The organism is Idiomarina piscisalsi (assembly GCF_002211765.1).
Taxonomy (GTDB): Bacteria; Pseudomonadota; Gammaproteobacteria; order Enterobacterales; family Alteromonadaceae; genus Idiomarina; species Idiomarina piscisalsi_A.
On the sequence record NZ_CP022133.1, the window covers coordinates 1738325 to 1763532 of the forward strand.

Annotated in this window: 19 protein-coding genes; 5 read left to right on the plus strand and 14 right to left on the minus strand. The window is 47.7% G+C overall.

Features of this window, described 5'->3' with window-relative positions; genetic code table 11:
• Window positions 1-163 precede the first annotated feature (163 nt).
• Window positions 164-1507 carry an N-succinylarginine dihydrolase gene (astB, locus tag CEW91_RS08450; protein ID WP_088768553.1) on the plus strand — a complete coding sequence of 448 codons (1344 nt, stop codon included), beginning with the start codon at window positions 164-166 and terminating at the stop codon, window positions 1505-1507.
• A 76-nt stretch (window positions 1508-1583) separates the two neighbouring features.
• Here the strand turns inward: astB and purF are convergent, their stop codons facing one another.
• The 10 genes from purF to fabB form a co-directional block, all read right to left on the minus strand.
• The gene (gene purF / locus CEW91_RS08455) at window positions 1584-3101 is read right to left on the minus strand and encodes an amidophosphoribosyltransferase (protein ID WP_088768554.1); all 1518 of its coding nucleotides are present in this window, start codon (window positions 3099-3101) and stop codon (window positions 1584-1586) included.
• A gap of 14 nt (window positions 3102-3115) precedes the next feature.
• Window positions 3116-3610 carry a CvpA family protein gene (locus tag CEW91_RS08460; RefSeq protein WP_053952856.1) on the minus strand — a complete coding sequence of 165 codons (495 nt, stop codon included), beginning with the start codon at window positions 3608-3610 and terminating at the stop codon, window positions 3116-3118.
• Window positions 3611-3700: 90 nt separating this feature from the next.
• Window positions 3701-4246: an SPOR domain-containing protein gene (locus CEW91_RS08465; protein WP_088769384.1), complete on the minus strand. Its 546-nt coding sequence runs from the start codon at window positions 4244-4246 to the stop codon at window positions 3701-3703.
• A 2-nt stretch (window positions 4247-4248) separates the two neighbouring features.
• Window positions 4249-5529 (minus strand): bifunctional tetrahydrofolate synthase/dihydrofolate synthase, encoded by a 1281-nt coding sequence (gene folC / locus CEW91_RS08470; RefSeq protein WP_088768555.1) that lies wholly within the window; start codon window positions 5527-5529, stop codon window positions 4249-4251.
• Window positions 5526-6410 (minus strand): acetyl-CoA carboxylase, carboxyltransferase subunit beta, encoded by an 885-nt coding sequence (accD, locus tag CEW91_RS08475; protein ID WP_088768556.1) that lies wholly within the window; start codon window positions 6408-6410, stop codon window positions 5526-5528. The genes folC and accD overlap by 4 nt, the downstream gene beginning before the upstream one ends.
• A gap of 83 nt (window positions 6411-6493) precedes the next feature.
• The gene (truA, locus tag CEW91_RS08480) at window positions 6494-7276 is read right to left on the minus strand and encodes a tRNA pseudouridine(38-40) synthase TruA (RefSeq protein WP_088768557.1); all 783 of its coding nucleotides are present in this window, start codon (window positions 7274-7276) and stop codon (window positions 6494-6496) included.
• Window positions 7277-7287: 11 nt separating this feature from the next.
• Window positions 7288-9645, minus strand: coding sequence for a FimV/HubP family polar landmark protein (locus CEW91_RS08485; protein WP_088768558.1), 2358 nt, complete (start codon window positions 9643-9645; stop codon window positions 7288-7290).
• Window positions 9646-9724: 79 nt separating this feature from the next.
• Window positions 9725-10741, minus strand: coding sequence for an aspartate-semialdehyde dehydrogenase (locus tag CEW91_RS08490; RefSeq protein ID WP_088768559.1), 1017 nt, complete (start codon window positions 10739-10741; stop codon window positions 9725-9727).
• Between the two features lie 9 nt (window positions 10742-10750).
• Entirely contained in the window at window positions 10751-11896 is a 1146-nt protein-coding gene (locus CEW91_RS08495) for a 4-phosphoerythronate dehydrogenase (RefSeq protein ID WP_088768560.1), read from the minus strand.
• Between the two features lie 21 nt (window positions 11897-11917).
• Window positions 11918-13132, minus strand: coding sequence for a beta-ketoacyl-ACP synthase I (gene fabB, locus CEW91_RS08500; RefSeq protein ID WP_088768561.1), 1215 nt, complete (start codon window positions 13130-13132; stop codon window positions 11918-11920).
• Window positions 13133-13266: 134 nt separating this feature from the next.
• Between fabB and mnmC the strand changes: the two genes are divergently transcribed.
• Window positions 13267-15084, plus strand: coding sequence for a bifunctional tRNA (5-methylaminomethyl-2-thiouridine)(34)-methyltransferase MnmD/FAD-dependent 5-carboxymethylaminomethyl-2-thiouridine(34) oxidoreductase MnmC (mnmC, locus tag CEW91_RS08505; RefSeq protein ID WP_088768562.1), 1818 nt, complete (start codon window positions 13267-13269; stop codon window positions 15082-15084).
• On the opposite strand, the gene CEW91_RS08510 is transcribed toward mnmC, so the two are convergent.
• On the minus strand, window positions 15058-15333 hold the full coding sequence (locus CEW91_RS08510; protein ID WP_088768563.1) for a YfcL family protein: 276 nt from the start codon (window positions 15331-15333) through the stop codon (window positions 15058-15060). The genes mnmC and CEW91_RS08510 overlap by 27 nt on opposite strands.
• A 115-nt stretch (window positions 15334-15448) precedes the next feature.
• Between CEW91_RS08510 and fldB the strand changes: the two genes are divergently transcribed.
• Together fldB and CEW91_RS08520 are read left to right on the plus strand one after the other, a co-directional pair.
• Entirely contained in the window at window positions 15449-15970 is a 522-nt protein-coding gene (gene fldB / locus CEW91_RS08515) for a flavodoxin FldB (RefSeq protein WP_088769385.1), read from the plus strand.
• A 3-nt stretch (window positions 15971-15973) separates the two neighbouring features.
• A complete protein-coding gene (locus CEW91_RS08520; protein ID WP_088768564.1) occupies window positions 15974-18379 on the plus strand; it encodes a zinc-dependent metalloprotease in 2406 nt (801 codons plus the stop codon).
• Window positions 18380-18398: 19 nt separating this feature from the next.
• On the opposite strand, the gene CEW91_RS08525 is transcribed toward CEW91_RS08520, so the two are convergent.
• The 3 genes from CEW91_RS08525 to CEW91_RS08535 form a co-directional block, all read right to left on the minus strand.
• Window positions 18399-18791 carry an acyl-CoA thioesterase gene (locus tag CEW91_RS08525; protein ID WP_053952867.1) on the minus strand — a complete coding sequence of 131 codons (393 nt, stop codon included), beginning with the start codon at window positions 18789-18791 and terminating at the stop codon, window positions 18399-18401.
• Between the two features lie 52 nt (window positions 18792-18843).
• The gene (locus tag CEW91_RS08530; RefSeq protein WP_088769386.1) at window positions 18844-21066 is read right to left on the minus strand and encodes a S9 family peptidase; all 2223 of its coding nucleotides are present in this window, start codon (window positions 21064-21066) and stop codon (window positions 18844-18846) included.
• A 153-nt stretch (window positions 21067-21219) separates the two neighbouring features.
• Window positions 21220-23373, minus strand: a complete 2154-nt coding sequence (locus CEW91_RS08535; protein WP_088768565.1) for a TonB-dependent receptor — start codon at window positions 23371-23373, stop codon at window positions 21220-21222.
• Window positions 23374-23527: 154 nt separating this feature from the next.
• On the opposite strand from CEW91_RS08535, the gene CEW91_RS08540 reads away from it, so the two are divergent.
• Complete coding sequence (locus tag CEW91_RS08540; RefSeq protein ID WP_088768566.1) at window positions 23528-25174, plus strand: M28 family metallopeptidase; 1647 nt, start codon at window positions 23528-23530, stop codon at window positions 25172-25174.
• Window positions 25175-25208: the final 34 nt, after the last annotated feature.

Consider the following 25208-nt stretch of genomic DNA (forward strand, 5'->3'; position numbering starts at 1 on the left):
TTCTTTTTGATAAAAATTCGCACAAATTAAATAAACAGTCAAAACACGCAGGCTTTCAGAAAAGGCTTTAAAATAAAGGCTTTCAAGGGCATTTTAAAACAGTATAATGTGTACAAATTCAATGAGCAGGTGCACATAATGTGCAGGAGTAATCCTAGTGAGCATGGAACACTTTGAAGTCAACTACGACGGCTTAGTCGGCCCAACCCATAATTACGCCGGGCTGTCTTTTGGCAATGTCGCCTCGTTAGCAAATGCTAAAGCGTCATCCAGTCCTAAAGATGCGGCACTGCAAGGCTTAAGAAAAATGAAAGCGTTGCACGATATGGGAATGAAACAAGGTGTGCTTGCGCCACAGGAACGCCCTGATACACACGCATTGCGTCGTTTAGGCTTTACCGGTACAGACGCAGAAGTGCTTTATAAAGCCGCTTCCGAAGCACCCGCTATTTTCCAGGCTGTTTGTTCAGCCTCAAGCATGTGGACAGCCAACGCAGCAACGGTATCCCCCAGCGCCGATACCGCTAACGGTAAGGTTCACTTTACTCCAGCTAACCTAACCAATAAGTATCACCGTTCACTCGAGCCTGAAACCAGCGGTCGTATACTGCAGGCTATGTTCGAAAACGCCCGTTACTTCGAGCATCATAAACATTTACCCGACAACGAGCACTTTGGTGATGAAGGTGCCGCTAACCACACTCGTTTATGTAACGAGTACGGCCATGCGGGTGTCGAGCTTTTTGTTTATGGTCGCCATGCATTTGACAGCTCTAAACCAGCACCCAAACGTTACCCAGCACGACAAACTTTGGAAGCGTCTCAAGCGATCGCTCGTTTACACGGTTTAAGTGAAGACAACACCGTATTTATACAACAAAACCCCGACGTTATTGACCAGGGCGTATTCCATAACGACGTTATTGCAGTCGGTAACCAGAATGTCCTTTTCTACCACGAACAAGCGTTCGCAGATACCGACACTAAACTGGCTGAAATTCAGAAAAAATTCGGCAACGAAGGCGAGCTACACTTTATTAAAGTCGCAACGGACGATGTGAGTGTGGAGGACGCAGTAAGCACTTACCTGTTTAACACTCAGCTCATCACTCCACCTAACGGTGAAATGACAATTATTGCGCCAACGGAATGTGAAGAGAATCCACGTGTTAAGAGTTATCTGGACAGCCTTGTCAGCCAAGGCGGTCCGATTAAGCACGTGAAGTTCTTTGACGTAAAGCAGAGTATGCGCAACGGTGGCGGCCCAGCATGTCTACGCCTACGTGTCGCTATGAACGACGAAGAAATTGCGGCAGCCAATCAGAACTGCCTAATGTCGGACGCTTTGTTTGAACGGTTAAATCAGTGGGTTAACAAGCACTACCGCGATGAATTAGCCGTTGATGATTTGAAAGATCCCGCTTTATTAGAAGAGTCTCGTGCTGCGCTGGATGAGTTAACTCAAATATTGAAATTAGGTTCAGTCTACGCATTCCAACGAGATTAATTCATTTAAAACACCTCAATAAAAAAGGGCGCCGGGGATATTCCTCAGCGCCCTTTCTTTTAACCGTAACGAAACACTAATCGTTGTCGTTATGCAGCTCCAAGTTCGCGTCTTCAGAGCCTTCTCTTTCTGCTCTTGCGGTATCATTACGAGCCGCGTGCAGCTTGTCCAGATACTCTTGGTTTACATCGCCAGTCACATATTCGCCGCTAAACACTGAAGTTTCAAAGCGTTTGATTGACGTGTTTTCTTCACCTACGGCAGCGACTAAGTCATCAAGATCTTGGTAGATCAAGCCGTCAGCCTTAATCATATCACGAATTTCAATTGCTTCACGACCATGGCCAATTAGCTCGTTTGCGCTCGGCATATCAATACCATAAACATTCGGGAAGCGAATTTCCGGCGCCGCTGAAGCGAAGTAAACCTTCTTAGCACCGGCTTCACGAGCCATCTCAATAATCTGCTCAGAGGTTGTGCCGCGAACAATAGAGTCATCCACTAATAGAACATTTTTGCCTTTAAACTCGGCACTAATAGCGTTGAGCTTACGACGCACAGACTTACGACGCTGCGTCTGCCCCGGCATAATGAACGTACGACCAATATAACGGTTTTTTACAAAGCCCTGCCGATACGGTAAGTCGAGTACACTCGCTATTTCCAGAGCAATGTCACAGCTCGTCTCAGGAATAGGAATGACGACATCAATATCCAAGTCTGCGTAGTCTCGCTTAAGTTTCTCGCCCAGTTTACGTCCCATGTTCACACGGCTGGCGTAAACCGATATACCGTCAATGAATGAATCTGGACGGGCAAAATAAACGTACTCAAAAATACATGGACAGTGCATTGGCTTGTCTGCACATTGACGGGAATACAGCTTGCCGTCATTGGTAATAAAAATGGCTTCGCCCGGTTCAACATCACGTACGTACTTGAACCCGGTGCCATCGATAGCAACACTTTCAGACGCAACAATGTATTCTTCACCGTCTTCAGTGTCACGCTTGCCAAGCGCCAGTGGGCGAATACCCCAAGGGTCACGAAACGCCACTAAACCATGTCCAATGATCATTGCAACCACTGCATAAGCGCCACGAACTTTACGGTGAACAGCCGTCACGGTTCTGAAGATGTCATCATCGTTCAGCGTTAAACTGTCATTTTTATCCAATTCGTTCGCAAAGACGTTCAGTAAAATTTCTGAGTCTGAGGTGGTATTAATATGACGGCGGGCGGTTTTAAACAAATGCTCATGCACATCTGCCGCATTCGTCAGGTTGCCGTTATGTGCCATTGCAATACCAAATGGCGAATTCACATAAAATGGCTGTGCCTCTGCGGAGCTTGAGCTGCCAGCCGTTGGGTAGCGAACGTGACCAATACCCACGGTACCGGATAAGCGGTGCATATGACGGGTATGGAAAACATCCCGAACCAAACCGTTTGCTTTACGCAAACGCAATGTATTGTGCTCATCAACGGTCATAATGCCTGCGGCATCCTGCCCCCGATGCTGAAGCATGGTTAAGCCATCATAAAGCGCTTGGTTAACCGGTTGCTTACCAACAATACCAACAATACCACACATGTCTTTTCACCATTCTATACAGGTTGAGGGACTAAAAAACTCGAGCTGTTCTCCAGATAACTGAAGAACCATTGAATAAAGAGTCCGAAATGAGGAATGAGTAACGAATTTTGCCACCACTCGCTGGAAGAGAGCGGCGTGAATGAGTCAATAAAGAACAGCAGCGCGCTGACTATAAGCAAGCCTCTGAGCGCACCAAAAACCAGCCCAAGCACCCTGTCTGTTCCAGATAGCCCGGTATGTTGAACCAGTTTTGAGATAATGTAGTTAAGAATTGCGCCAATAATAAGCGTCGCAACGAACAAAGCGGCTATGGCAGCGGCGTTTCTGAGCATGGGTTGCTCAATACCAGTGAAGTAAACAGCTAAGTCTTGATAAAAGTAACTGGCGATGAAAAATGCAGATATCCAAATTGCCAGAGACACGGCTTCTTTGACAAAGCCTCGAACTAAGCTAATTACTGAGGACAGGCCAATAACAATGATAATGGCATAGTCAATCCAGACCATAAGCACTCACAGTTGCTGCGCAAAAGACGGCGTGGATTTTAACAGAACAGGTGCATAATTGTGAGTTTTTTACACACATATTGCATTTTTTTATGGCTTGTACGTCATGATTTTGCCATTGAGTCCAGTCAGTTCCTTGAGCGGCACCAGTTGCTTCTCAAGCTCAGCTTCGGAGGTATCCGGTCCGACGAGTAAGCGCGTTATTTTTCCGCTGGCTGACTTTTCTGAGTACGCCGCGTACCCTCTACTTCTGAGTTGCTCGACAAGCTTTTTGACGCTTTCTTCTTTACTAAACGCGCCCAGTTGAATAACCCAGGCTTTACCATCAATTTCTGCTTCGACCGGTTCTCTTGGTGGTGCTTTAAGCCCTTTATTCTCAGCAATAGGCTCTGCAGCCTCTGCTGTCACCTCAGTGTCTTCTTGTGACGGCTCTTCTTCTACTGGTTCAGCAACCAATTCGTCTGATAAAGCATTAGGTTGTTGTAGTGCCTCTTCAGATTCTGGTTTCAGGGGAATGGTTTCAATGGGATCAACTGGCTGCTCTTTTTTTCCATCCAATACTTCAGGAATAATAATGACCGCTAAAGCGACAAGTATTAAAGTACCCACAAGACGGTTTTGTAGAGGACTGGCCAAGGTCATGCTCCCACTGTTCTTTGATTAACGCTGGACACAGTGTAAAACGAGCCGAACACGAAAACCAGAGGCTTGTCATCACATTCTTTTGCTTTTGCTATTGCGTCCTCAAAAGCCGCATTCACATCGTCAAAAACTTGGTAGTCATGCGTCAGCTTCATGTTTTTTACTAACTGCCCGGCTTGTTCACCACGATGTTCGTTGAGTGTACCAACAAACCACTCGGAAATGTTCTGCTCTAATGCCGCTTTAACCCCGGCATGATCTTTATCTGAGAGCATACCAATAACGGCGTAGACTCGCTGCCCCTGATAATTCGACGCTATATAGGTTGCAGCATAAGCAGCCGCCTGCGGGTTGTGTGCGACATCTAAAAGCACGTCGACACCTTTATATTTCGTGACCTGCATTCGACCTGGTAAAACGGCTGAAATCAGGCCCATTTTTATCGCATCCAGACTGACCGGCAGTGGCAACTGCTCAATAGCGGCGATAGCGGTCGATGCGTTAATTAAAGGAAGCTGGGGCTTAGGAAGGTGGCGAGCATACACTCGATGACTGCGATACTCCCATTCTTTTTCAAGCTCCTTTCTGAAAAAGTCTTTCCCTACCTGAAAGAGCTTGGCGCCTATGTTTTCAGCCGAGGTCTTTATTGATTGAGGAGGATTAGCATCGCCGCAAATCAATGGCTTACTTGCCCGCGCTATGCCTGCTTTTTCCCGACCAATTTGTTCTCGGTTATCACCGAGAAAAGCAATGTGGTCAATACCAACACTGGTAACGACCGATACATCCGGGTCAACGCAGTTCACGGCATCCAAGCGCCCCCCTAAACCAACTTCCAGTATCGCTACGTCAACTTCGGCCTGCTTTATAAGCTGTAATGCAGCCAATGTACCAAACTCAAAGTAAGTGAGCGATGTCCCTTGTCGCGCTGTATTAATTGCGGCAAAAGCATCGGCGTGATGTTGTTCAGGCAGCATTCTTCGGTTTATACGCACACGCTCCTCATACTTCACAATATGTGGTGAGGTGTACACTGCGGTTTTGTAACCTGCCGCCGATAGCATTTCTTCTAAGTAACAGACTGTTGAGCCTTTACCATTGGTCCCACCAACAGTAATGACATACGGCGCAGGAGTCAGGATATTTGCATTCGCAGCTACTTGCGACACTCGTTCCAGACCCAAGTCTATTTCCGACGGGTGAAGTTTTTCGAGGTAATCGAGCCATACCTGCAGCTTATCAGAAGCTACAGGCACGTATTCAGAGGCGTCGCTCATTCTGATTCAGGTTGCGGTTCTACAGCCGTTTCCGGTGAAGGCCGATGCTGCATTTTGGCGAGCAAACGCGCGACTGTGTCACGCATATCTCGTCTATCAACAATCATGTCGATAGCGCCATGCTCCAACAAAAACTCTGCGCGCTGAAAACCTTCCGGTAATGTTTGACGAACTGTTTGTTCAATCACTCGAGGGCCCGCAAAACCAATCAGCGCTTTAGGCTCAGCGATATGGATGTCGCCTAACATGGCTAAACTCGCCGAGACACCACCCATCGTCGGATCCGTCAATACAGAAATAAACGGAATACCCTCTTCGCTCATCCGCGCTAGTGCGGCTGACGTTTTTGCCATCTGCATCAATGACATCAGGGCTTCCTGCATACGAGCGCCGCCCGATGCGGAAAAACAAACCAACGGAATGCGTTTTTCCAGGCAAACTTCAGCTGCTTTAACAAACTTAGCGCCAACGACAGAGGCCATTGAGCCGCCCATGAAGTTGAAGTCAAAAGCAACGGCAACCAACGGCACACCTTTTACCTCACCCTTTTGAGCGATAAGTGCGTCATTTTCTCCGGTACTTTTCTGCGCAGCGGCAATACGGTCTTTGTACTTTTTCGAGTCTTTAAATTTTAAGACATCTTTAGGCTCAAGATCCGTACCTATTTCTTCTCTGTTGCCTTCATCCAGGAAGATATCCAGGCGACGACGACCGGTTACACGCATGTGATGGTCGCATTTAGGGCACACATCCAGACTGCGCTCTAAGTCGGCACGATAAATAATGTTGTCACAAGACGTACACTTGCTCCAAACCCCTTCTGGAACACCGCGTCTCTTGTTTACTTTTGGCTTTGCGAGAATTCTTTCAATCCAGCTCATAGTATTCGGCTTACAGCTCTAATAAGTTTATTGGAATAGCTTACATGGTAGCACAATTCAATCAAGAAAAGAGGTCATAACAGTCACTCTAACCAAAGCGGTCCTGGTGTGACGGTTGGAATACCCCAGCTCTCTGGATACGTCACAGCCACCAAGTACAAACCGCCCGGTTTAGCGGTTGCTGCCGCCTGTGTGCGGTCTTTTAGTTCGAGTAATTCTTTTAACCAGCTGGTTGGCTGTTGCTCCTGGCCTATAACAATAAGGCTACCAACAATATTACGCACCATGTGATGAAGGAACGCATTGGCACTAATATCAACGATGACAAAGTCGCCTTTACGTGTTACTTCCAGTCGCGTGACGTTGCGATTGGCCGAATGGGACTGGCACTGAGCGGCCCGAAAGGAAGTAAAGTCGTGCTCTCCGATTAACGATTGAGCGGCTTCATGCATTAAGCGTTCGTTCAACGGTTGGTGGTAATGACTGACCCCTGCTGCGTGTATGCCCGGGCGCAAGCGCGTGTTCGCAATAATATAGCGATAGCGTCTGGCAGTTGCACTGAAACGGGCGTTAAAGTCTTCGGCAACGGGTTTTGCCCAACGAACGGCTATTCCATCCGGTAAGTTACTATTGACGCCTAGCGTCCAGGCGGCGTTTTTTCGCTCGCTTTTTACGTCAAAGTGCACAACCTGCGCAGTTGCATGAACGCCCGCGTCGGTTCGACCGGCGCAAGTGACTTCCACGGTTTCATTAGCAACTTTGCTTAATGCGTCTTCTAAATGCTGCTGGACACTAATGACTTCGCGCTGTCGTTGCCAGCCATAGTACTGGCTGCCGTCGTATTCCAGCCCCAAAGCTATTCGCATACTACTTAACCTTACGAATCTAAACGGTTTTTAAGAGCTTTAGCTTCTTCAGCAAGCGCTTCGTCGTCGCCATCTATCAGCTGTTGAAGAATGTCACGTGCTTCGTCTTTCTCGTCCATTTCGATATAAGCACGCGCTAAATCGAGTTGCCCAGCGGGATCATCGTCGGCCGGAGCTTCACCTTCCTGGACTTCATCGTCGTCCGGCAGGGCGCCTTTCACTGCTGACGACTCATAACGATCATCGTCTTCATCTTCTTCGTCAGCTTCCGCCATCAGCGAGTCTATATCGACGTAGTCTTCGTCATCGTTAGCCGTGAATGAGTCAGCATCATCTGTTTTTTCAGCGTCGTTTTCCCCCGCAGACTCGTCAACCGTTTCAGAGGGTTTCTCGTCACTCTCTGGCGCACCACCAAATAGCGACTCCAGATCTTCATCGGCCTGACTTTCCGCCTCATCCAATGCCTCATCGTCCTCCGGAACTTCCTCTTCGACATCGTCAAAGTCATCGAGCGCCTGAGTCACTTCATCGGATTCTTTTAGAAGCTGTTCGAGGTCATCTTCTTCTTCGCCATCAACGTCTGTCGTCTCGTCGGCTGAATCATCTACTTCGTTTTTCGATTCGGCTTTCGTTTCACTGTCTGCTGACGTGTCCTCTTCAAACTGAGCAAGTATATCATCCGGATCCGCGGCTTCCTCAGTGTCAGCTTCTTCAGAGACACTGCTGCTATCTGGCTGTTCGGAGCTTTCGTCATCTTCGAAGTCGTCACCCAACCCTAAATCCGCTAAAACATCATCGACTTCACTGTCATCAAAGTCATCCGGCAGCAAATCATCTGACTCGCCTTCAGCTTCATCCGCTTTCTCATCGGCAGAGTCATCAGCGGCGCTTTTCTCAGAAGTTTCAGTTCGAGCCTCCAGCGACTCCGACTCAGTATCTTCTACCGCGTCACTAACCTCTTGTTCCAGCTCGGAGCTTTCGTCACTGGCTTGCTCAGCTGTTGCTTCGCTTTCGTCCTCATCAGCCACCTCGTCGTCACTAATAGACAGATCAATCGCTTCTTCATCGTCGTCCGATTCACCAAACAAGCGATCGAGTTCTTCCTGGGACAGCTCACCGGCGTCATCATCGTTATCTGGAAGCACTGCCTTATCATCTTCATCAATGTCATCGTCATCGCCGGTATTCTCAACATCATTGGATTTTTCCTGACTCTGAGCGGTTTCATCTTCATCGTCGAGTTGTACGCTGAAGTCTTCTTCCGGCTCCGCCTTTCCAGAACCGCTTAGCTCAGCTTCAAGTGCACTTAAATCGTCGCCGTCATCTTCTTCATCAACGTCAACTTGCTGACTCTCATCAATATCAAAAATGCCATCGCCAGCGTCATTCTGCGGAGCGCCACCCATTAACTCTTTGTCAAGTTCAGCCGCTGCTTCTTCTTCACTCAGCTCTTTCTTACTGGCAACTTCTGGCTCTTCATCTTTATTTTTTGACGAACGTTTCATTAAGAATAAAACAACGCCGCCAATAATCAGTAAGGCAGGTAATATCGACACCAGCATCATATTTATCGGGTTTTGCAACCAATCCACAAAACCGGAGGTTTCTTCGGCCTGGCGCATTGCCGCTTGCTGCTCAATAAGCGCTTGTTGCTGAGCCAATACTTGCTGAAACTGAGTTTCCAGTTCATCCGTTTTGCTTGCGCTTTGTGCCAACTCGTCCAAACGTTCCGCTAACGCATCGATTCGCTGTTGTAATGACTGGTTCTCGTCATACATTTTTTGAACTGTTTGCATAGAGTTGCGAACTTCGTTTCGCAAATCCTCAAAGTTCTGCTCTTGTCGTTGCTCAACTTCTTGCACAGCTTGTTCTGCACGAGCCTTTGCTTCTTCCAGCAGTTGCGCTTGTTCTTCTCTGGTTCGCTGAGTGCTTTGCTCAACTGCGGAGAGCTGCTGAGATTTTTCCTTCAACTGACCGTCAACCACGACTTGGCGACGAGCGGCCTCCGGATTAACCATTTGAATTTCTTGTAACGACGGAATTCGCAAATAAAAACCGTCGAGCATACGGTTCATATTGCCATCGACAAAAGCGTCGTCATTAGCCTGAACAATGGCAACCATCGTTTGATATTGCGTGACACTGGAGTGGGGTTTATAACGGCGAGCAATATCCCAAAGAGTATCATTACTTGAAATAGGTCCGTAACGCTCCTGACCAATACGAACGTCCTCAGCTTCCGAACCTTTAGGGCCTTTGATAATGGTGCCATCTTGTTGCCACAGAAAGGCATTGCTACTGAGACTAACCAGTAACAATGCTGTTAGCGAAAGATGTTTACACACATGCCCTATAATTGTTTTTTTCATCCCTTGTTCTCTGCCCGCGCTTAGCTCTTATCTTTAACGGCGTCAGTAATAAAAACTTTATGACATACAGCCGCTTAAATTACCAGTATTCACGAATTAAAGTTTCCGCAATCTGAATACTGTTCGTTGCTGCGCCTTTGCGAATGTTGTCAGATACCACCCATAAGTTAAGTCCTTGAGGATGACTAATATCTTCACGAACACGGCCAACAAACACATCGTCCTTTCCAGCTGCATCACTGACTTGTGTCGGAAACTCCTCACGTTGCTCCATGAGGGTTACCCCCGGCGCTTCGCTCAATAGCTGTTTGGCATGCTCCGCAGTAATTGGCTGCCGAGTTTCGATATGAATCGCTTCTGCGTGACCATAAAATACCGGTACACGCACGGCTGTTGCATTGACCCGTACGCTGGGGTCATTAAATATTTTTTGCGTCTCCCACACCATTTTCATTTCTTCTTTGGTGTAGTCGTTGTCCTGAAATACATCAATTTGCGGAATACAGTTAAATGCAATTTGTCGGCTAAAGTTCTCAACGGTGGGCTGTTTTGCATTCAGTAACTCTGCGGTCTGCTTTGCCAGCTCTTCCATTGCTTCTTTGCCCGCACCAGATACCGACTGGTAGGTCGCCACATTAATACGCTCAATACCCACCGCGTCATGAATAGGTTTTAACGCGACCAACATTTGAATGGTTGAGCAGTTTGGGTTTGCAATAATGTTGCGGTTGCGAAAGTCGGCCAAAGCCCAGGCATTGACCTCCGGCACCACCAGTGGGATGTCGGGTTCATAACGAAACTCAGAGGTGTTATCAATGACAACACAGCCGGCATCGGCAGCTTTAGGAGCGAACTCTCTTGAAATCGCTCCGCCTGCCGAGAAAAAGGCAATGTCTGCGTTTGACCAGTCAAAGTCATCGGCAACCAATACTTCTTTCTCGTCACCATTAAAGTCAACGGTTGCTCCTGCAGAACGGGCACTGGCTAACGGGTACAACTCAGCGACGGGAAATTTTCGCTCAGCCAAAATATCAATCATTTGCTGACCAACCAGTCCTGTTGCTCCTAAAACTGCTACGCGAAACCCGTCTGCCATAGTTACTCCTTAACGGTCTGTTTGTCGGACATCAAAGCCCAACTGTAAGAATTGGATATATTGTTCGCTATTATGGCATGCAACGACCTGATTTATGAACTCTCTGCGAGGGCTTTCTTTGCGATATTTTTTACGCATGCTATCGAAACCCTCGGGCGTCATCCCATACCGCCGAAAATGGGCATCGTCGCTCATTATGTCGTAATGTTGATTCACCCATCGTAAGAGCGAGCTAATTGATAGCAACTGAGCCGCGTCCAGCGCTAGCCAATCGGCTCTCGGCAACACTAAACTTTTGTCATAATCGCTCTTAAGCTGACAATGCGCCAACAGAGCATCGGCAACCATCACGGCACCACCTATTTTGCCTTCCAGGCTATGTCCGGCAATATGCGGCGTTGCAATATCAACGCAGTCTACCAATGGCTTTAACACCTCAGGTTCGCCTTCCCAGACATCGAGCACCACAAAAGGTTTTTCACCCTGCTGCGCCCTTTCAAGCAACGCCGAGTTATCTATCACCGCCCCTCTGCTCGCGTTAATCAGCAATTGGTTTTCATGCAGCGACTGTAGCGCCGTATGTTCAAACAAATGGTGCGTCGGACAATCTCCTCCGCGAGTCAGCGGAACATGACAAGAAATAATATCGGCGGTAATAACCCGTTGCCAGTGATCATGCACCGCCTTTTCGCCTTTTTTACTGAGTGGTGGATCGTAGTAATGCACGTTCATACCCAGCGCTTGTAAGCGTTGCCCTGCCGCCTGCCCCGTATGACCGGCGCCAACAATGGCAACGTCTAAATCGGCTAACGAGTCGACCTCTTTTTGATCGAGCCACTGCAAAACTGCGCACAATACATATTCACCAACGGACGAAGCGTTCGCGCCAGGCGCGTGAGCGAAAGTAATGCCTCTTTCAGTGAGCAATTCGGTATCGATATGCTCGGTACCAATGGTCGCAGAAGCCACAAAGGTTAAGTTAGGAGCCAATTGAAGAAGCTCTTCGTTCACTTGGGTAATTGAACGCACAAGCAAAGCATCCGCTTTGGCCAGTAATTCTTTTGAAGGGGTTCGTTCGGAAAAAAAATGAAGATGTCCTGCGCCTGACAATAAAGTCGACAGCGCAGGAATATTTTTATCGGCGACGATATTCATCGTACTTACCGATGACACCGTTTACTCTGCGTATTGGCGCATAACCAATGACGCGTTTGTGCCACCAAAACCAAAACTATTCGACATAACCGTACGCAATGGCGCGTCCGTTGTCTGACGAATAATGTTCATGCCATCGGCCTGCTCATCTAACTTTTCAATATTGATAGATGGCGTGACAAAGCCGTGCTTCAGCATCAACAAAGAATAAATGGCTTCATGAACACCAGCCGCACCTAATGCATGACCTGTCATTGCTTTAGTCGCGCTAATCATCGGTGTTTTTTCAGGGAACACTTCACGAATCGCTTCTAACTCTTTCACGTCTCCCACTGGCGTGCTGGTTCCGTGAGTATTCAGATAGTCAATTGGGCTGTCGACGGTTTCCATTGCCATTTTCATGCAACGAACCGCCCCTTCACCTGATGGCGCAACCATGTCATAGCCGTCAGAAGTGGCGCCGTAGCCAACAATTTCGCCATAAATTTTCGCACCACGTGCTTTAGCGGCTTCCAGCTCTTCAATCACCAAAATACCGCCACCACCGGCTGGTACAAAACCATCGCGATCCTGATCGTAGGTACGTGATGCTTTTTCAGGTGTGTCGTTGTATTTGGTACTTAATGCGCCCATGGCGTCGAATTCCATACCTAAGGTCCAGTGCAGTTCTTCACCGCCACCGGCAAACACACGGTCTTGTTTACCAAACTGGATAAGTTCAAGCGCATGACCAATACAGTGGGCTGAGGTTGCACACGCCGAGCTGATTGAATAGTTTACGCCTTTAATTTTAAATGGCGTCGCAAGACACGCTGATGTCGTTGATGCCATGCAGCGAGGCACCATATAAGGTCCGACACGTTTCACACCGCGCTCGCGCAGGATGTCGGCGGCCGCTACCTGATGTTCACCTGAAGCGCCACCAGAACCAACAACCAAACCTGTACGCGGATTCGAAATTTCCTCTTCACTTAAGCCTGCGTCTTCAATCGCCTGAGACATAGCAATGTAAGCATAAGCGGCTGAATCGCCCATAAAGCGCAATGCTTTGCGGTCAATGTGGTCTTTAGGATCCAGCTTTACGGGTCCCCAAACCTGACAGCGAAGCCCCATCTCCGCAAATGATTCTGAACGGCTGATGCCTGACTTGCCCTGACGCAAGCTTTCCAGTACTTCTTCTTGATTGTTGCCGATGCTTGATACGATACCAAGGCCGGTTATCACTGCTCTTCTCATTCTAAAATCCTGTCTAACATTTATACGTCGGTATAGTAACTAACGTGTTCTAAGAATGTGGTCTGCTTTGTGCACTGTTTTTAGTAATCTTGTTATTATAGCGAGCATCTGCCAATAAATCATGGGGCAAACACTTGAATTCTAAAGCGTCGGTCAAGTTTAACGAGTATGGTGTTCCCGTTTCCACCTCTTTCGATGATATTTATTTTTCTGTGGAAAGCGGTGTCGACGAAAGCCAATACGTATTTCTTAAGCACAACGGATTACCCGCCCGTTGGCAAACGTTGAAAAAATATGAATGCTTTACCATTGCAGAAACAGGATTTGGCACCGGCCTAAACTTTTTGCTGACATGGCAACACTTTATCGAGTCAGCTTCTCCGGACAGTCGGCTGCACTTTATCAGTTTTGAGAAGTTTCCTTTAACCGTTGAGCAATTGCAACAAGCCTACGCCTTACTACCAGAGGTAGAGAGTATCAGTTCGCAGTTTCTAGCTCATTATCCGTCACCGGAACCCGGATGCCACCGCCTTACCTTCGCTGAAGGAAGAATTACGTTAGACTTGTGGATTGGTGATATTAACCAGCTATTCCCCCAGTGGCGGGGTCAGGCTCAGCATAAAGTAGACGCTTGGTTTTTAGATGGCTTTGCGCCATCAAAAAATCCGGATATGTGGCAACAAGCGCTTTTTGAAACCATGTCAGTGACCGCTCATAAAAAGACAACGTATGCCACCTTTACTGCGGCTGGCGTTGTTCGTCGAGGCCTTGCGGAGGCCGGTTTTGCCGTCAGTAAAGTGCCCGGTTATGGACGCAAACGCGAGATGATATGCGGTCAGTTTCAGGGGGGAACAGTTGAACCTGAAACGTCAGCAGAGCCGGTCGTTATCATTGGCGGCGGAATAAGTGCTGCGTGCTGTGCTTTGTCGTTACAAAAACGGGGCGTTGCTTCCAAAGTGATTGCGCCCAATATAGCCGACGGCGCATCCGGTAATCCCCAAGGCGCCGTATATCCACTGCTGCATGCAGAACACACGCCACTGAGCTGCTTTTACTGGCAAGCTTTTAGTACAGCGCGAAACACTTATCGACAATACACTCCGGAGCACTGGCACGCCAGCGGCGTCTTGCAGCCCGCATTTAATGAGCAACGAGAGCAACGCTTTCAAAAAGTTGCAGGTGATTTATATAACGAGACAACGGTTCGCTACTTAAACGCAGAAGAAGCGAACAAAACCGCCGGCATCACTATCGGTACTCCTGCTCTGTTTTATCCCCAAGCGGGCTGGTTAACACCTGAGACAGTCGTTAAGTCTTTATTTGAACACGCTAAAAGTACCTTTATAAACGACTCAGTTGAACGCATTAGCCATTCAGATGATGGTAGCTGGAGCGTCAACCTGGAAAGTGGAGAGAGGATTCACACAAAGAACTTAGTACTGGCAACAGGGCATCGTTTTAATGAGCTGTTGCCACTAAAAGTCGACAACTTGCCAGTAAACCCCGTACGCGGACAAATTACCCAAGTCAAAACTTCTGACAGCCTTAAACCTTTAAAAACCGTGCTGTGTTATAAGGGGTATTTAGTGCCTGAATCTGAAGGCCTACATTGTCTGGGCGCGACATTTAATCGGGGTGAAACAGATTTCGCAACGCGCCCGGAGGATAACGAGGAAAACCTTCAGCAGCTCACCGTCAACGCGAAACAACCCTGGGCAGAAAAGTTACAGGTTGTTGAACAAAGAGCCTCGGTAAGGGCAACAACACCTGATCATCAACCGGTCATTGGTCAGCTGGACTCAGGCCTGTACGGTGTCTCCGGACTTGGTTCAAGAGGTTTCACATCAGCCCCGTTGGCTGGCGAACTTATTGCAGGAATGATATGTGGCGAGACACTGCCGCTAACCAGTGATGCATTAGCTAGGTTATCCCCGGCCCGCTTTCGCCGCTAATTTATCCATGAGGTTTTTAATGTGCGCTTGATCCGCAGGTGAAAGTTCGTGACGAGTGTCATGAACCGCCTGCTCAAGCGATGGCATTATCTTGTCAACGTCAGCATTTCCGGACATTTCCAATTGTGCTACCACCAAATCGAAATGGCCGCGCAAATAACCGCTGGCAAACAGCTCGTCGTCATTGCCTGACACCACGGTTTCGTCAAACACGGTTTCCAGTTGCTCGACCTGTTGATCAAAGTCCATACTGCCCTCTTCTCAATTGATACTGCGTTACAAAGGTGGGTCATTCTATCGGTCTTTTTGGTACAATGCATCCACATCCAATCGTTAACTTAAGGTCAAGGTGTAATCTATGTCACTGCAAATTGGTTTGTTTTACGGTTCTACCACCTGCTATACGGAAATAGCTGCCGAGAAAATCCAGCAAGCCATCGGTGACGATATTGTGACCTTATTTAATATCCAGGATACTCCCCTCAAAGACGCCGAACAGTTCGACATTCTTATTTTCGGTATTTCCACCTGGGACTTTGGTGAGCTTCAGGAAGACTGGGAAAGTCATTGGGATGATATTAACGAGGTTAACCTAAACGGAAAAATTGTCGCGCTATACGGTATGGGCGATCAGGAGGGATACACCGACTGGTTCCAAGATGCGCTTGGCATGCTGCACGACGCCATCGCCGACCATGGTTGTAAACGCATCGGTTTTTGGCCAAACGAGGGGTATGACTTTGCCGCTTCGAAAGCATTGACCGCAGATAACTCGCAGTTCGTCGGCTTATCACTGGATGAAGACTCACAATATGAGTTATCTGATGAACGTATTGAGCAGTGGACGACACAAATATTAGAAGAAATTGCAGAACAACTGGGATAAACCATGCGACACATACTCTTAATTTTTCTGCTTGTTTTAAGCAGTATCACTTCAGTCAGTCTGGCGTCTGAGCAAAAAGCGCCAGCCACTATCGAAGCCTTTACCGAGTCTTTTTCCCAAGAGGATGGCTTCTTTACTTTTTATCATGACGCCGCCAACGGAAAGTATTACCTGCAAGTGCCAAGAAGTGGCAAACAATTCATTTTTCAAACCAGTTTACCTTGGGGGTTAGGCTCTAATGACATTGGTTTAGACCGGGGACAGTTAGGTGACACGCGATTGTCGTCTTTTCATATTGAAGGCGATAAAGCGTTACTCATGCAACATAACACCTATTACCGTGCGCAAACTGAAAATGCAGCAGAGCGTCAAAGCGTGAACGAAGCTTTCGCAGACGCGGTACTTTACGGTTTTAACATTGTTGCCAACAACGAATCTCACGTACTCATTGATTACACACCGTATTTATTCACTGACGTGCACGGCGTAACCCAGCGGTTAGCGGCCACTGAGCAAGGACAGTATAACGTCGATGCCCAACGTTCTGTTATATACCCCGAACGCAGCAAAGGCTTTCCTAAAAACACCGAACTGGAAGCGAAAGTCACCTTTGTTGGTGAGGGGCAAGGACGCTGGGTACGCGAAACGGCTGCCAATGCTGACGCTTTGACTCTCCACTTACACCACTCTTTTATTCAACTTCCGGATGCCGGCTACTTGCCACGTGAATTCCATACTAACAGCGGCTTCTGGTCACACAGTTTTAAAGATTATGCCGCTCCACTTGGCGAGTCTATGACGGTGCAATACATTCCGCGCCACCGTTTGCAGAAACAAGATCCGATTGCGTCTGAAAGTGAAGCGCGCCAACCTATCACTTACTACCTCGACCCCGGTGCGCCCGAGCCAGTTCGCTCTGCTTTGTTAGAAGGCGCAAAGTGGTGGCAGGAAGGTTTTGAAGCCATTGGTTATGACAATGCGTTTCAGGTGAAAATGTTGCCAGCAGACGCCGATCCTATGGACGTTCGTTATAATGTTATTCAATGGGTTCACCGGGCTACCCGCGGATGGTCTTATGGCTCTTCTGTTATTGACCCACGCACCGGTGAAATCATTAAAGGTCACGTCACCTTAGGTTCACTGCGTGTGCGTCAGGATATGAAAATAGCATCGGCTTTGCTCGCACCTTTTGTTGAGGACAAGCAAGCATTAAAAGAAGCCGTTAAGGAAATGGCGTTAGCTCGTATTCGCCAGTTAAGCGCTCATGAAATTGGTCATACGTTAGGTATTGCTCATAACTTTGCCGCCAGTACAGCGGATCGCGCTTCGGTTATGGACTACCCTCACCCCTTGGTTAATTTGACGACCGAAGGCACCCTAACACTGGCGGACGCATACGATGTCGGATTAGGTGTATGGGACAAGCAAGTCATTGCTTACGGTTACAGTGACTTCGGCGGTATGCCATCCGCTACCGAGCAGTTAGCTCGTATTTTGGACAAAAACAAATCATTAGGGCTGGGTTTCATCTCAGACAGAGATGCACGACCTACCGGTGGCGCGCACCCAACGGCTCATTTATGGGATAACGGCAGTAATCCGGTTACCGAACTGGAGCGTTTACTCACCGTCAGAGAGCAAGTTCTTACTAATTTCAGCAAAGCGTTTCTAAATGACAGCGAGCCGTTGAGCCGATTGCAGGAGTTTTTCGTTCCCGTCTACTTGTTGCACCGTTATCAGGCAGAAGCAGCGGTCAAATGGCTTGGCGGTGTCAACTATGAGTATTATCTGGCGGGTGATAATACGGACAGATACCGAGCGGTTGGCGGCTCGCGCCAACAGTCAGCTCTTTCTCAATTACTCAGAACCATTAGCGCCGATACGTTAGCCGTACCAGGGCAAATACAACAATGGTTAGTGCCGTTGGCCTACGGCGAAAGCGACTCACGCGAGCGGTTTAACGGGAGGACGGGATTAATTCCAGATCCTGTTAGCATTGCTGCAAGCGCAGCGAACCATTCACTGCAATTAATACTGAACCCTCAACGCTTAAACCGCTTGGTACAACAACATAGTGCTGACAGTAATGTACCTTCACCGGCAGAGGTAAGCTCTCAGGTTTTCAAGCAGGTCTTTAACGACTGGAACGAAAACCCGAAAAGCCCATTGCATCAGCGACTTGTTACCACAGCAGTGAACGCGCTTATCAAGACTGTTCAGAGCAGCAGTTTGGCGCCTGAAAGTCGCTTGCAAGTCATGTCAGAAATAAAACGTATGAAAGAAACGCTAGCCGCAAATGGCAATCGTTTTGCAACACAGCTTGCTGCCGATATTGACGGCTTTATAGAAAATGGTGAATGGCCGAAAAGCTATGAGCCTGAAGCACTCCCTCCAGGCTCACCTATCTAATGAAAAGTGGCAGGGTTGCTTACAGCGACCCTGCAAAATCGTCCAGTTCGTCCTTCGTTTTACCGTGAGCCGTTGGCTTACGAGTTTCAGGGTCAATGTGAACAAAGACGATATCGTCGGCCGTACAGATATTTTGCTTGGTATGTTTATTACGCACTAAGCACGTAATAGCCAATGAAGTACGCCCGACCGTTTTCACTTCCAGACCGAACTCAACAACGTCGCCCTGAAATGCTGAAGTTTCAAAAGTAATGGCACCAATGTGTTTCGTTACCAGGCTTTTAGCACCTAACTGGCAGCTGGCAAAGATGTAAGCCTCTTCATCAATCCACTCCAGAATACGGCCACCAAACAGTGAACCGGCAAAGTTAAGATCATTTGGCATTACTAAACGGCGAGATAAAAAGCGCATAACCACTCCTTTGTTGAGAACTCTTTCGAGAAGGATATGCGCATATTATAACCTATTGTTCGCCAATGGTTTGTTGAAAAAATTGGGCGATCATCGAGTAGAGATGAGTTTTTGTATGACGTCCGTTAATGGAGTGCTTCTTACCCGGGTAGTTCATCATTTCAAACGACTGTTCGTTATCCTGCAACTGCTTGTAAAGTTTGGTGCTGTGCGTGAATAGGACATTGTCATCAGCCATGCCGTGGTACATCAACAAGTCACCTTTAAGACCATCTGCGTATGGAAACACCGACGCAGCCTCATAGTTTTCACCTTCATCAGGCATGCCCATAAAACGCTCGGTGTAATGGGTGTCGTACAAGCGCCAGTCTGTTACCGGCGCTCCAGAAACGCCCGCTTTAAAATGCTCCGGTGCTTTAAACATCGCCATCAGTGTCATGTAGCCGCCGTAGCTGTGCCCATAAATACCAATACGACTTCCATCCACATAAGGCAATGACTTAAGGAAAGTCGCTCCGGTTACCTGATCCGTCACTTCCGGCGAGCCCATGTTTTTATAAATAGGTGCTTCAAACGCTTTGCCACGGTTATCCGAGCCCCGGTTGTCTAATGTAAAGACAATAAAGCCCTGCTGCGCCATATACTGAACAAAATGGTTGCCCCAGCTTTTCGTCACCCGCTGCGCTCCCGGTCCTCCGTACACATAGACCATCACCGGGTATTTTTGGGTTTTATCAAAGCCCGTCGGCTTGGTCATTTTGTAATACAACGTTTGTCCGTCTTCAGCCGTTAGCTCACCGAATTCCGGATAACGCCAGTCACGCATGTACTTCGCAAGTGGGTGGTTTTTGTCTATGCTGTTTTCCAAAAGCCATGCCTGACGCTCTCCCGTTGGGCCGTGTAAACTGACTTGCACTGGCTGTTCAGGCGAGGAGAACGTATCAATATAGCGGTGAAACGTCGATGAAAACTCAACGTCGTGCATACCTTCTCGCTCAGTAATCTGGGTTGGGTTATTACTGGAACCACTATTTAACTGAGCTCGATACAAATGACGTTCAAGTGGACTTTTCCGACGTGCGGTGAAATACAAAATACCAGAGCTTTCATCAACCGCTTCCAGTTCATCGACCATCCAGTCACCTGAAGTGAGCTGACGAATTAACGAGCCATCCAGTCGGTACAAGTACAAATGCTTGTACCCACTGCGCTCTGATGCCCAAATGAAATGGTTGTTATCTTCCAAAAAGTACAGATCATTATGAAGATTAATCCAGGTATCTGAGGTTTCTTCGACCAGTACGTTTTGCTGTTCCGTATCGACATTAAAAAGGCGCAAAGCCAACTGTTGCTGGTCACGACTTTGCCATTGGTAACTCAACCTCTCGCTGTCATTCAGCCAGTTGACCCGAGCTAAATACCCGTCCCCCAGCTCATCTAATCCAAGCCATTTAGTACGCTCGTCTCCCAGATGATAAACGCCCAAGTCGATATTGACGTTATCAGCACCAGCAAACGGGTAGCGCTGTTTAATAACTTTCACTTCATCTGCGTATATTTCAGTTCGGGTCGCCACAGGTACAGGGCTCTCATCGACTCGAGTTAAGGCAATAGCCGACTCGTCGGGCGACCACCAATACCCTGTCATGCGCTTCATTTCTTCCTGGGCAACAAATTCCGCCATACCGTATTTGACTAACCCACCACCTTCAGTAGTTACTGCCGTCTCTTTTCCACTCGCTAAATCGATATAGAAAAGATTTTGATTTCTAATAAAAGAAACGAACTTTCCTTTTGGGGACAAACGGGCATCGGTTTCAAAAGCTTCCGTTTCAGTCAAGCGCTTCACCTCGGTGCTTTTCACCGAGTAATAAAATATGTCACCGTTGTAGGGAAACAGTATGGCATCGCCATTATTTGACCAACTGTACTCGATAATGCCCGTTCCGCTAATGCGTTGACGTTCCCGGCGAGCCTTTTCTTCTTCAGATAACTCCTGCGAGCTGGACGTTAAGTCATTAGCAGCGACCAGTTTTTTGTGCTCCGCTTTTTTAATGTCATAGAGCCATAAGTCATAGCGATCCGGGTTCGCTTCACTGCCCTTTAAGTACGACAAGTAATTGTCGCCAGGCGCGAAGCGCAAAGACCGCGGCTTTTCACCAACCAAAGACGGCGCACTAAACAAACGCTCTATTGTAAGTTTCTCGGCCGTTGCCGACGTACTTAAAACGACACAAAAAACACCAATCAATGAGGTGACAAAGCGGGATTTAATAAACAAAACAGCTACCTTAAAGTGACTTGTTAAACAGCTGTTAACAATGATAGCAAACTGACAATGAAATGTCGGTGACTGTGCGGTGAACTGACGGGAAAATACTGTCACTAGAGCACCGCCACTAAAAAACAGTGGCGGTGTATTCGGGCTTTAGAAAGTAATAGACACTCCTGCCTGGAACTGACGCCCCATTACCGGAGCCTCCTCTTTTAAGTAAGAGCTATGCACTAAGCCGAGCTGATTGGTAAGGTTTTCCCCCTTCAAATAAAGGGTCGCACCATAATTTGCCAACCAGTTTGGATACATGTTTACGCGTGCATTTAACAGGCCATAAGCATCTGTTTCTGACTCGTTCACTGCCACCTTATCCTGAGAGAAATAACGCGTGTAACCGAGAGAGCCATCCCAACTTTGCGCCTGATAGCGAACTTCAGCCCCCAGACGTTGAGCCGGAATTCGAGCTAAATTACCACCGTCACGCTGTTTCGCGCGAGTGTAGTCACTGAAACTATGGACTGACCAAGCGTCACTTAATTGCCAATCTAGCTCAAGCTCATAACCATAAAGCTCAGCATCCAGCTGACTAAACTGAACCACTTGTAGTGCTTTGCCGTGAGCATGCTCTTCATGTTCATGCTCTTCGTGCTGATGCTCATCATGGTCTTCATCGCCATGCAACTGGTCGCTGGTTAACCCTACAAAGTCATCATAAATGAAGTCGTCTACACGGTTATAGAACACATTAACGTTGGCGTGGAAAGAGTCAGTTTCATAATGCACACCAAGGTCCAGGTTATTTGAGCGCTCCGTTTCAATACGGTGCTCTGCCGTTTCTATGTGGTATTCACCGGAAGTTTCTTCATGCAGTTCATAGCCAAGTCCTAACTCATAGGTACGAGTCGCAAAATGGTTACCATTGGAAAACACTTCGGTACCGCTTGGTGCTCGCTCAGCATGACTCAAGTTAACCGATACAGACGTGTGCTTATCAAAGTGATACAAATAACCCGCCGAGGCAGAAACCGCACTGAAGGTATTGAGCTGCCAGTCTTCGCTGGCTAACGCGGTACGCTCATAACGCGCACCTAAATCGACGTGATGAGCACCAAATTCTTGCTCCACCACCCAGAAAAGCCCTTGTGTTCTGCGGGAAGTATCCGGTGTGAAGGCTTCGTCACCAATGGCTGACTTGTCACTAATGTCCCACTGCCAACCGATAGCACCAGACCAGCCCGCTAACTTTTGGTGACGTGCCGTTAAGCGAACTTCTTTTTGCTGATTTTCAAACTGGGTTGCGACGAAGTCTTCTTCGATTTCCTGATGTTGATAATCAGTAAGAGCGCCTCGAAAATCCACTTGCTCAATACCGCTGAACGGACTTCTCCATTGACCCGCAATCTGAACGCGATCCTGTTCTAAATTTGCGTAAGGACCATGAGCTTCGTGCAACTCCTCTTCATGGACCTCATTAGAGTGCTCTTCTTCGTGATCTGCTTCGTGCTCTTCCTCATGGTGACCATGTCCTGGAATACCATAGTCCTGCGACAGTCCCTGATAAGACAGTCCAAAAAAGCCGTTATCAAATTGATAACTCACACCCAGTGTTCCGCCCTGAGCTTCAACAAAACTGTTTTCAACGGAGTCAACGCGCTCGCCTTCATCATTGATAAAGGACGCCGTTTCATAGTCACTCGCATCTCGTATAAACGCATCGGTATAAAGCGCCCAGGTGCCATTACCTACTTGTAGGTCGTACGATGCTTCTTTGTTGTCATTATTTGACGACAATGAGCCATTCACATTACCTTGCAACCCATAAATCGGTTCGCTCGGAATGCGGTTGTCGACAACGTTGATAACCCCGCCAATAGCACCACTACCGTATAGAAGCGTTGCCGGCCCACGCAAAACCTCTATTTGTTCAGCCGTGCTGGTTTCGGTTGTCACTGCATGGTCCGGGCTTCCGCGGGATACGTCACCGGTGTCTAATCCATTTTGGGTGATTTTTACACGAGGCCCGCCAAGCCCACGTACAATAGGACTCCCGGCCACATTGGCAAAATGTGTGTTGTTAATTCCGGGTTCGGACGACAACGTCTCACCTAAACTGTGTGCGTGTCTTTGTTTAAGCTCATCACCCGAAATAATACTGACGGGCTGCGTCGATTCTAATGCGGTTTTTCCCAATGGGTTTGCCGTTATGGTGATAACCTCAGTGGGGTCCGGATGCTCATGCTCCTGGTCTTGCGCCAATGCCGCCGATGAAACAGCGAGAATAGCTAAGGTTAAAGTATTCAACTTCATGACAAATTGCCCTTCTTGATTATGTTATAATATAACATTACGTAAATCAGGAACATTTTGCAACACTCTTTTGCTGAGAATCTATGGTTGAATAATGCTCGCTCAGGTACAATCAATTCGATTCTCGAGAACAACTACAATCAGAGGACAGCTCATGAAACTTTCTCGTATCCTTGCACCCGCGGCGCTTAGTCTATTTGTTGCCGCTTGCGGAGCACCGGAAACTCAGTCGCAAACCGTTGATGTCAGCGCAAAAGAAGCCAACATTCGTTCGCACCTTGAGTTTTTGGCTGACGACGATCTTAAAGGCCGCCAAACCGGCAGCGAAGGTCATGAAATTGCGTCGAACTATATCGTTTCTGAATTTAAACGCCTTGGCTTAGAACCAGCCGGCGATGATGGCACTTATTATCAGCGCATACCGTTTCGCAAAAGCACATTAAAAGAAAACAGTGCATCAATGACCTACGAAGTAAACGGTGAAACCGTAGAGTTCGATTTCCCGAAAGAGTTTATTACCGGTCCAAGTCATTACAGCGAACAAGATCAAGTATCTGCACCGCTAGTTTTTGTTGGTTACGGTATGGAAGCGCCTGAGTTTGGTCTTAATGACTACGAAGGTTTAAACGTTGAAGGCAAAATTGTTGTCATGTTGACGGGCCGCCCAGAGTTTTTGCCAAGCGAAGAAGGCGCTCATTTGTCTAACATTAAGTCTGACATTGCTCGCGAGAAAGGCGCTATTGGTATTATTACCTTGCATACGCCAGTGCGTGAAGAAGTCCGCAAATACGAAACCAGCGTTTACTACACCAAAACCCCGCGCATGACTTGGTTAGGCCCAAATGGTCTTCCTAAAGGTCAGGAGCAGCAGATTAGCGGAACCGCATACTTAGACGACGAACCTGCAAAACGTTTGTTTGCCAATGCGCCAACTGAGTTAGAAACTATTTTCACCCAAATTCAGGAAGATCCGGATTTCTCACCGAAAGGTTTCGACCTGGAAGGTAAAGTGACGTTAAAGCGTGAGTCTCGCCATGAAGAGATTAGCAGCCCTAATGTCGCCGCTATTTTGCCTGGCTCTGACGAAAAACTGAAAGACGAATACGTTCTTTACACCGCGCACTCTGACCACATTGGTGTGATCAAAGACATGAGCCGCGAAGATAACATTAACAACGGCGCCATGGATAACGCCAGTGGCGTTTCCGTTATGCTGGAAACCGCACGTTTGTTTGTTGAGTCAGACAAAGAGTTTAAGCGTTCTGTCATGTTTCTTGCGGTAACCGCTGAAGAGAAAGGCTTATTAGGCGCAGACTACTTCGCTAATAACCCAACCGTTCCTTTAAATAGTATCGTCGCTAACGTAAACCTGGATATGCCAGTATTACTTTATGACTTTGCTGACGTTGTTGCTTTTGGTGCATCGCACTCAACCCTCGGCGAAACGGTCAGTAAAGCGGCTAAAAAGTACGACACAACTCAAAGCCCTGATCCAATGCCTGAACAGGCGATTTTCACTCGCTCTGATCACTACACTCTGGTTAAGAAAGGCATTCCTGCTGTGTTCTTAATGACGGGCTTCAATTCTCGTACCGAAGGTGAAGACGGTGGTGAAGTTTGGGGTAAGTTCTTCGCTGAACATTATCATAAGCCAAGTGACGGCCTGAACTTAGACATTAACTACGAAGCCGGTGCACGCTTTACCAATATCAACTTTGCTATTGGTGAAGAAATTGCCAATGCCGCACAACGTCCACAATGGTTGGAAGACTCATTCTTTGGAAAGCAATTTAACGACTAAGACGTCTCGAATAGTCAGTAAAAGGGAGCGGTTT

Coding starts and splice junctions, on each gene's coding strand:
- CEW91_RS08535 (WP_088768565.1), bottom strand. CDS start 23,373: ATGAAGTTGAATACTTTAACCTTAGCTATTCTCGCTGTTTCATCGGCG.
- truA (WP_088768557.1), bottom strand. CDS start 7,276: ATGCGAATAGCTTTGGGGCTGGAATACGACGGCAGCCAGTACTATGGC.
- fabB (WP_088768561.1), bottom strand. CDS start 13,132: ATGAGAAGAGCAGTGATAACCGGCCTTGGTATCGTATCAAGCATCGGC.
- CEW91_RS08525 (WP_053952867.1), bottom strand. CDS start 18,791: ATGCGCTTTTTATCTCGCCGTTTAGTAATGCCAAATGATCTTAACTTT.
- folC (WP_088768555.1), bottom strand. CDS start 5,529: ATGAGCGACGCCTCTGAATACGTGCCTGTAGCTTCTGATAAGCTGCAG.
- CEW91_RS08520 (WP_088768564.1), top strand. CDS start 15,974: ATGCGACACATACTCTTAATTTTTCTGCTTGTTTTAAGCAGTATCACT.
- CEW91_RS08485 (WP_088768558.1), bottom strand. CDS start 9,645: ATGAAAAAAACAATTATAGGGCATGTGTGTAAACATCTTTCGCTAACA.
- CEW91_RS08540 (WP_088768566.1), top strand. CDS start 23,528: ATGAAACTTTCTCGTATCCTTGCACCCGCGGCGCTTAGTCTATTTGTT.
- accD (WP_088768556.1), bottom strand. CDS start 6,410: ATGAGCTGGATTGAAAGAATTCTCGCAAAGCCAAAAGTAAACAAGAGA.
- astB (WP_088768553.1), top strand. CDS start 164: ATGGAACACTTTGAAGTCAACTACGACGGCTTAGTCGGCCCAACCCAT.
- CEW91_RS08460 (WP_053952856.1), bottom strand. CDS start 3,610: ATGGTCTGGATTGACTATGCCATTATCATTGTTATTGGCCTGTCCTCA.
- purF (WP_088768554.1), bottom strand. CDS start 3,101: ATGTGTGGTATTGTTGGTATTGTTGGTAAGCAACCGGTTAACCAAGCG.
- CEW91_RS08490 (WP_088768559.1), bottom strand. CDS start 10,741: ATGGCAGACGGGTTTCGCGTAGCAGTTTTAGGAGCAACAGGACTGGTT.
- CEW91_RS08510 (WP_088768563.1), bottom strand. CDS start 15,333: ATGGACTTTGATCAACAGGTCGAGCAACTGGAAACCGTGTTTGACGAA.
- CEW91_RS08495 (WP_088768560.1), bottom strand. CDS start 11,896: ATGAATATCGTCGCCGATAAAAATATTCCTGCGCTGTCGACTTTATTG.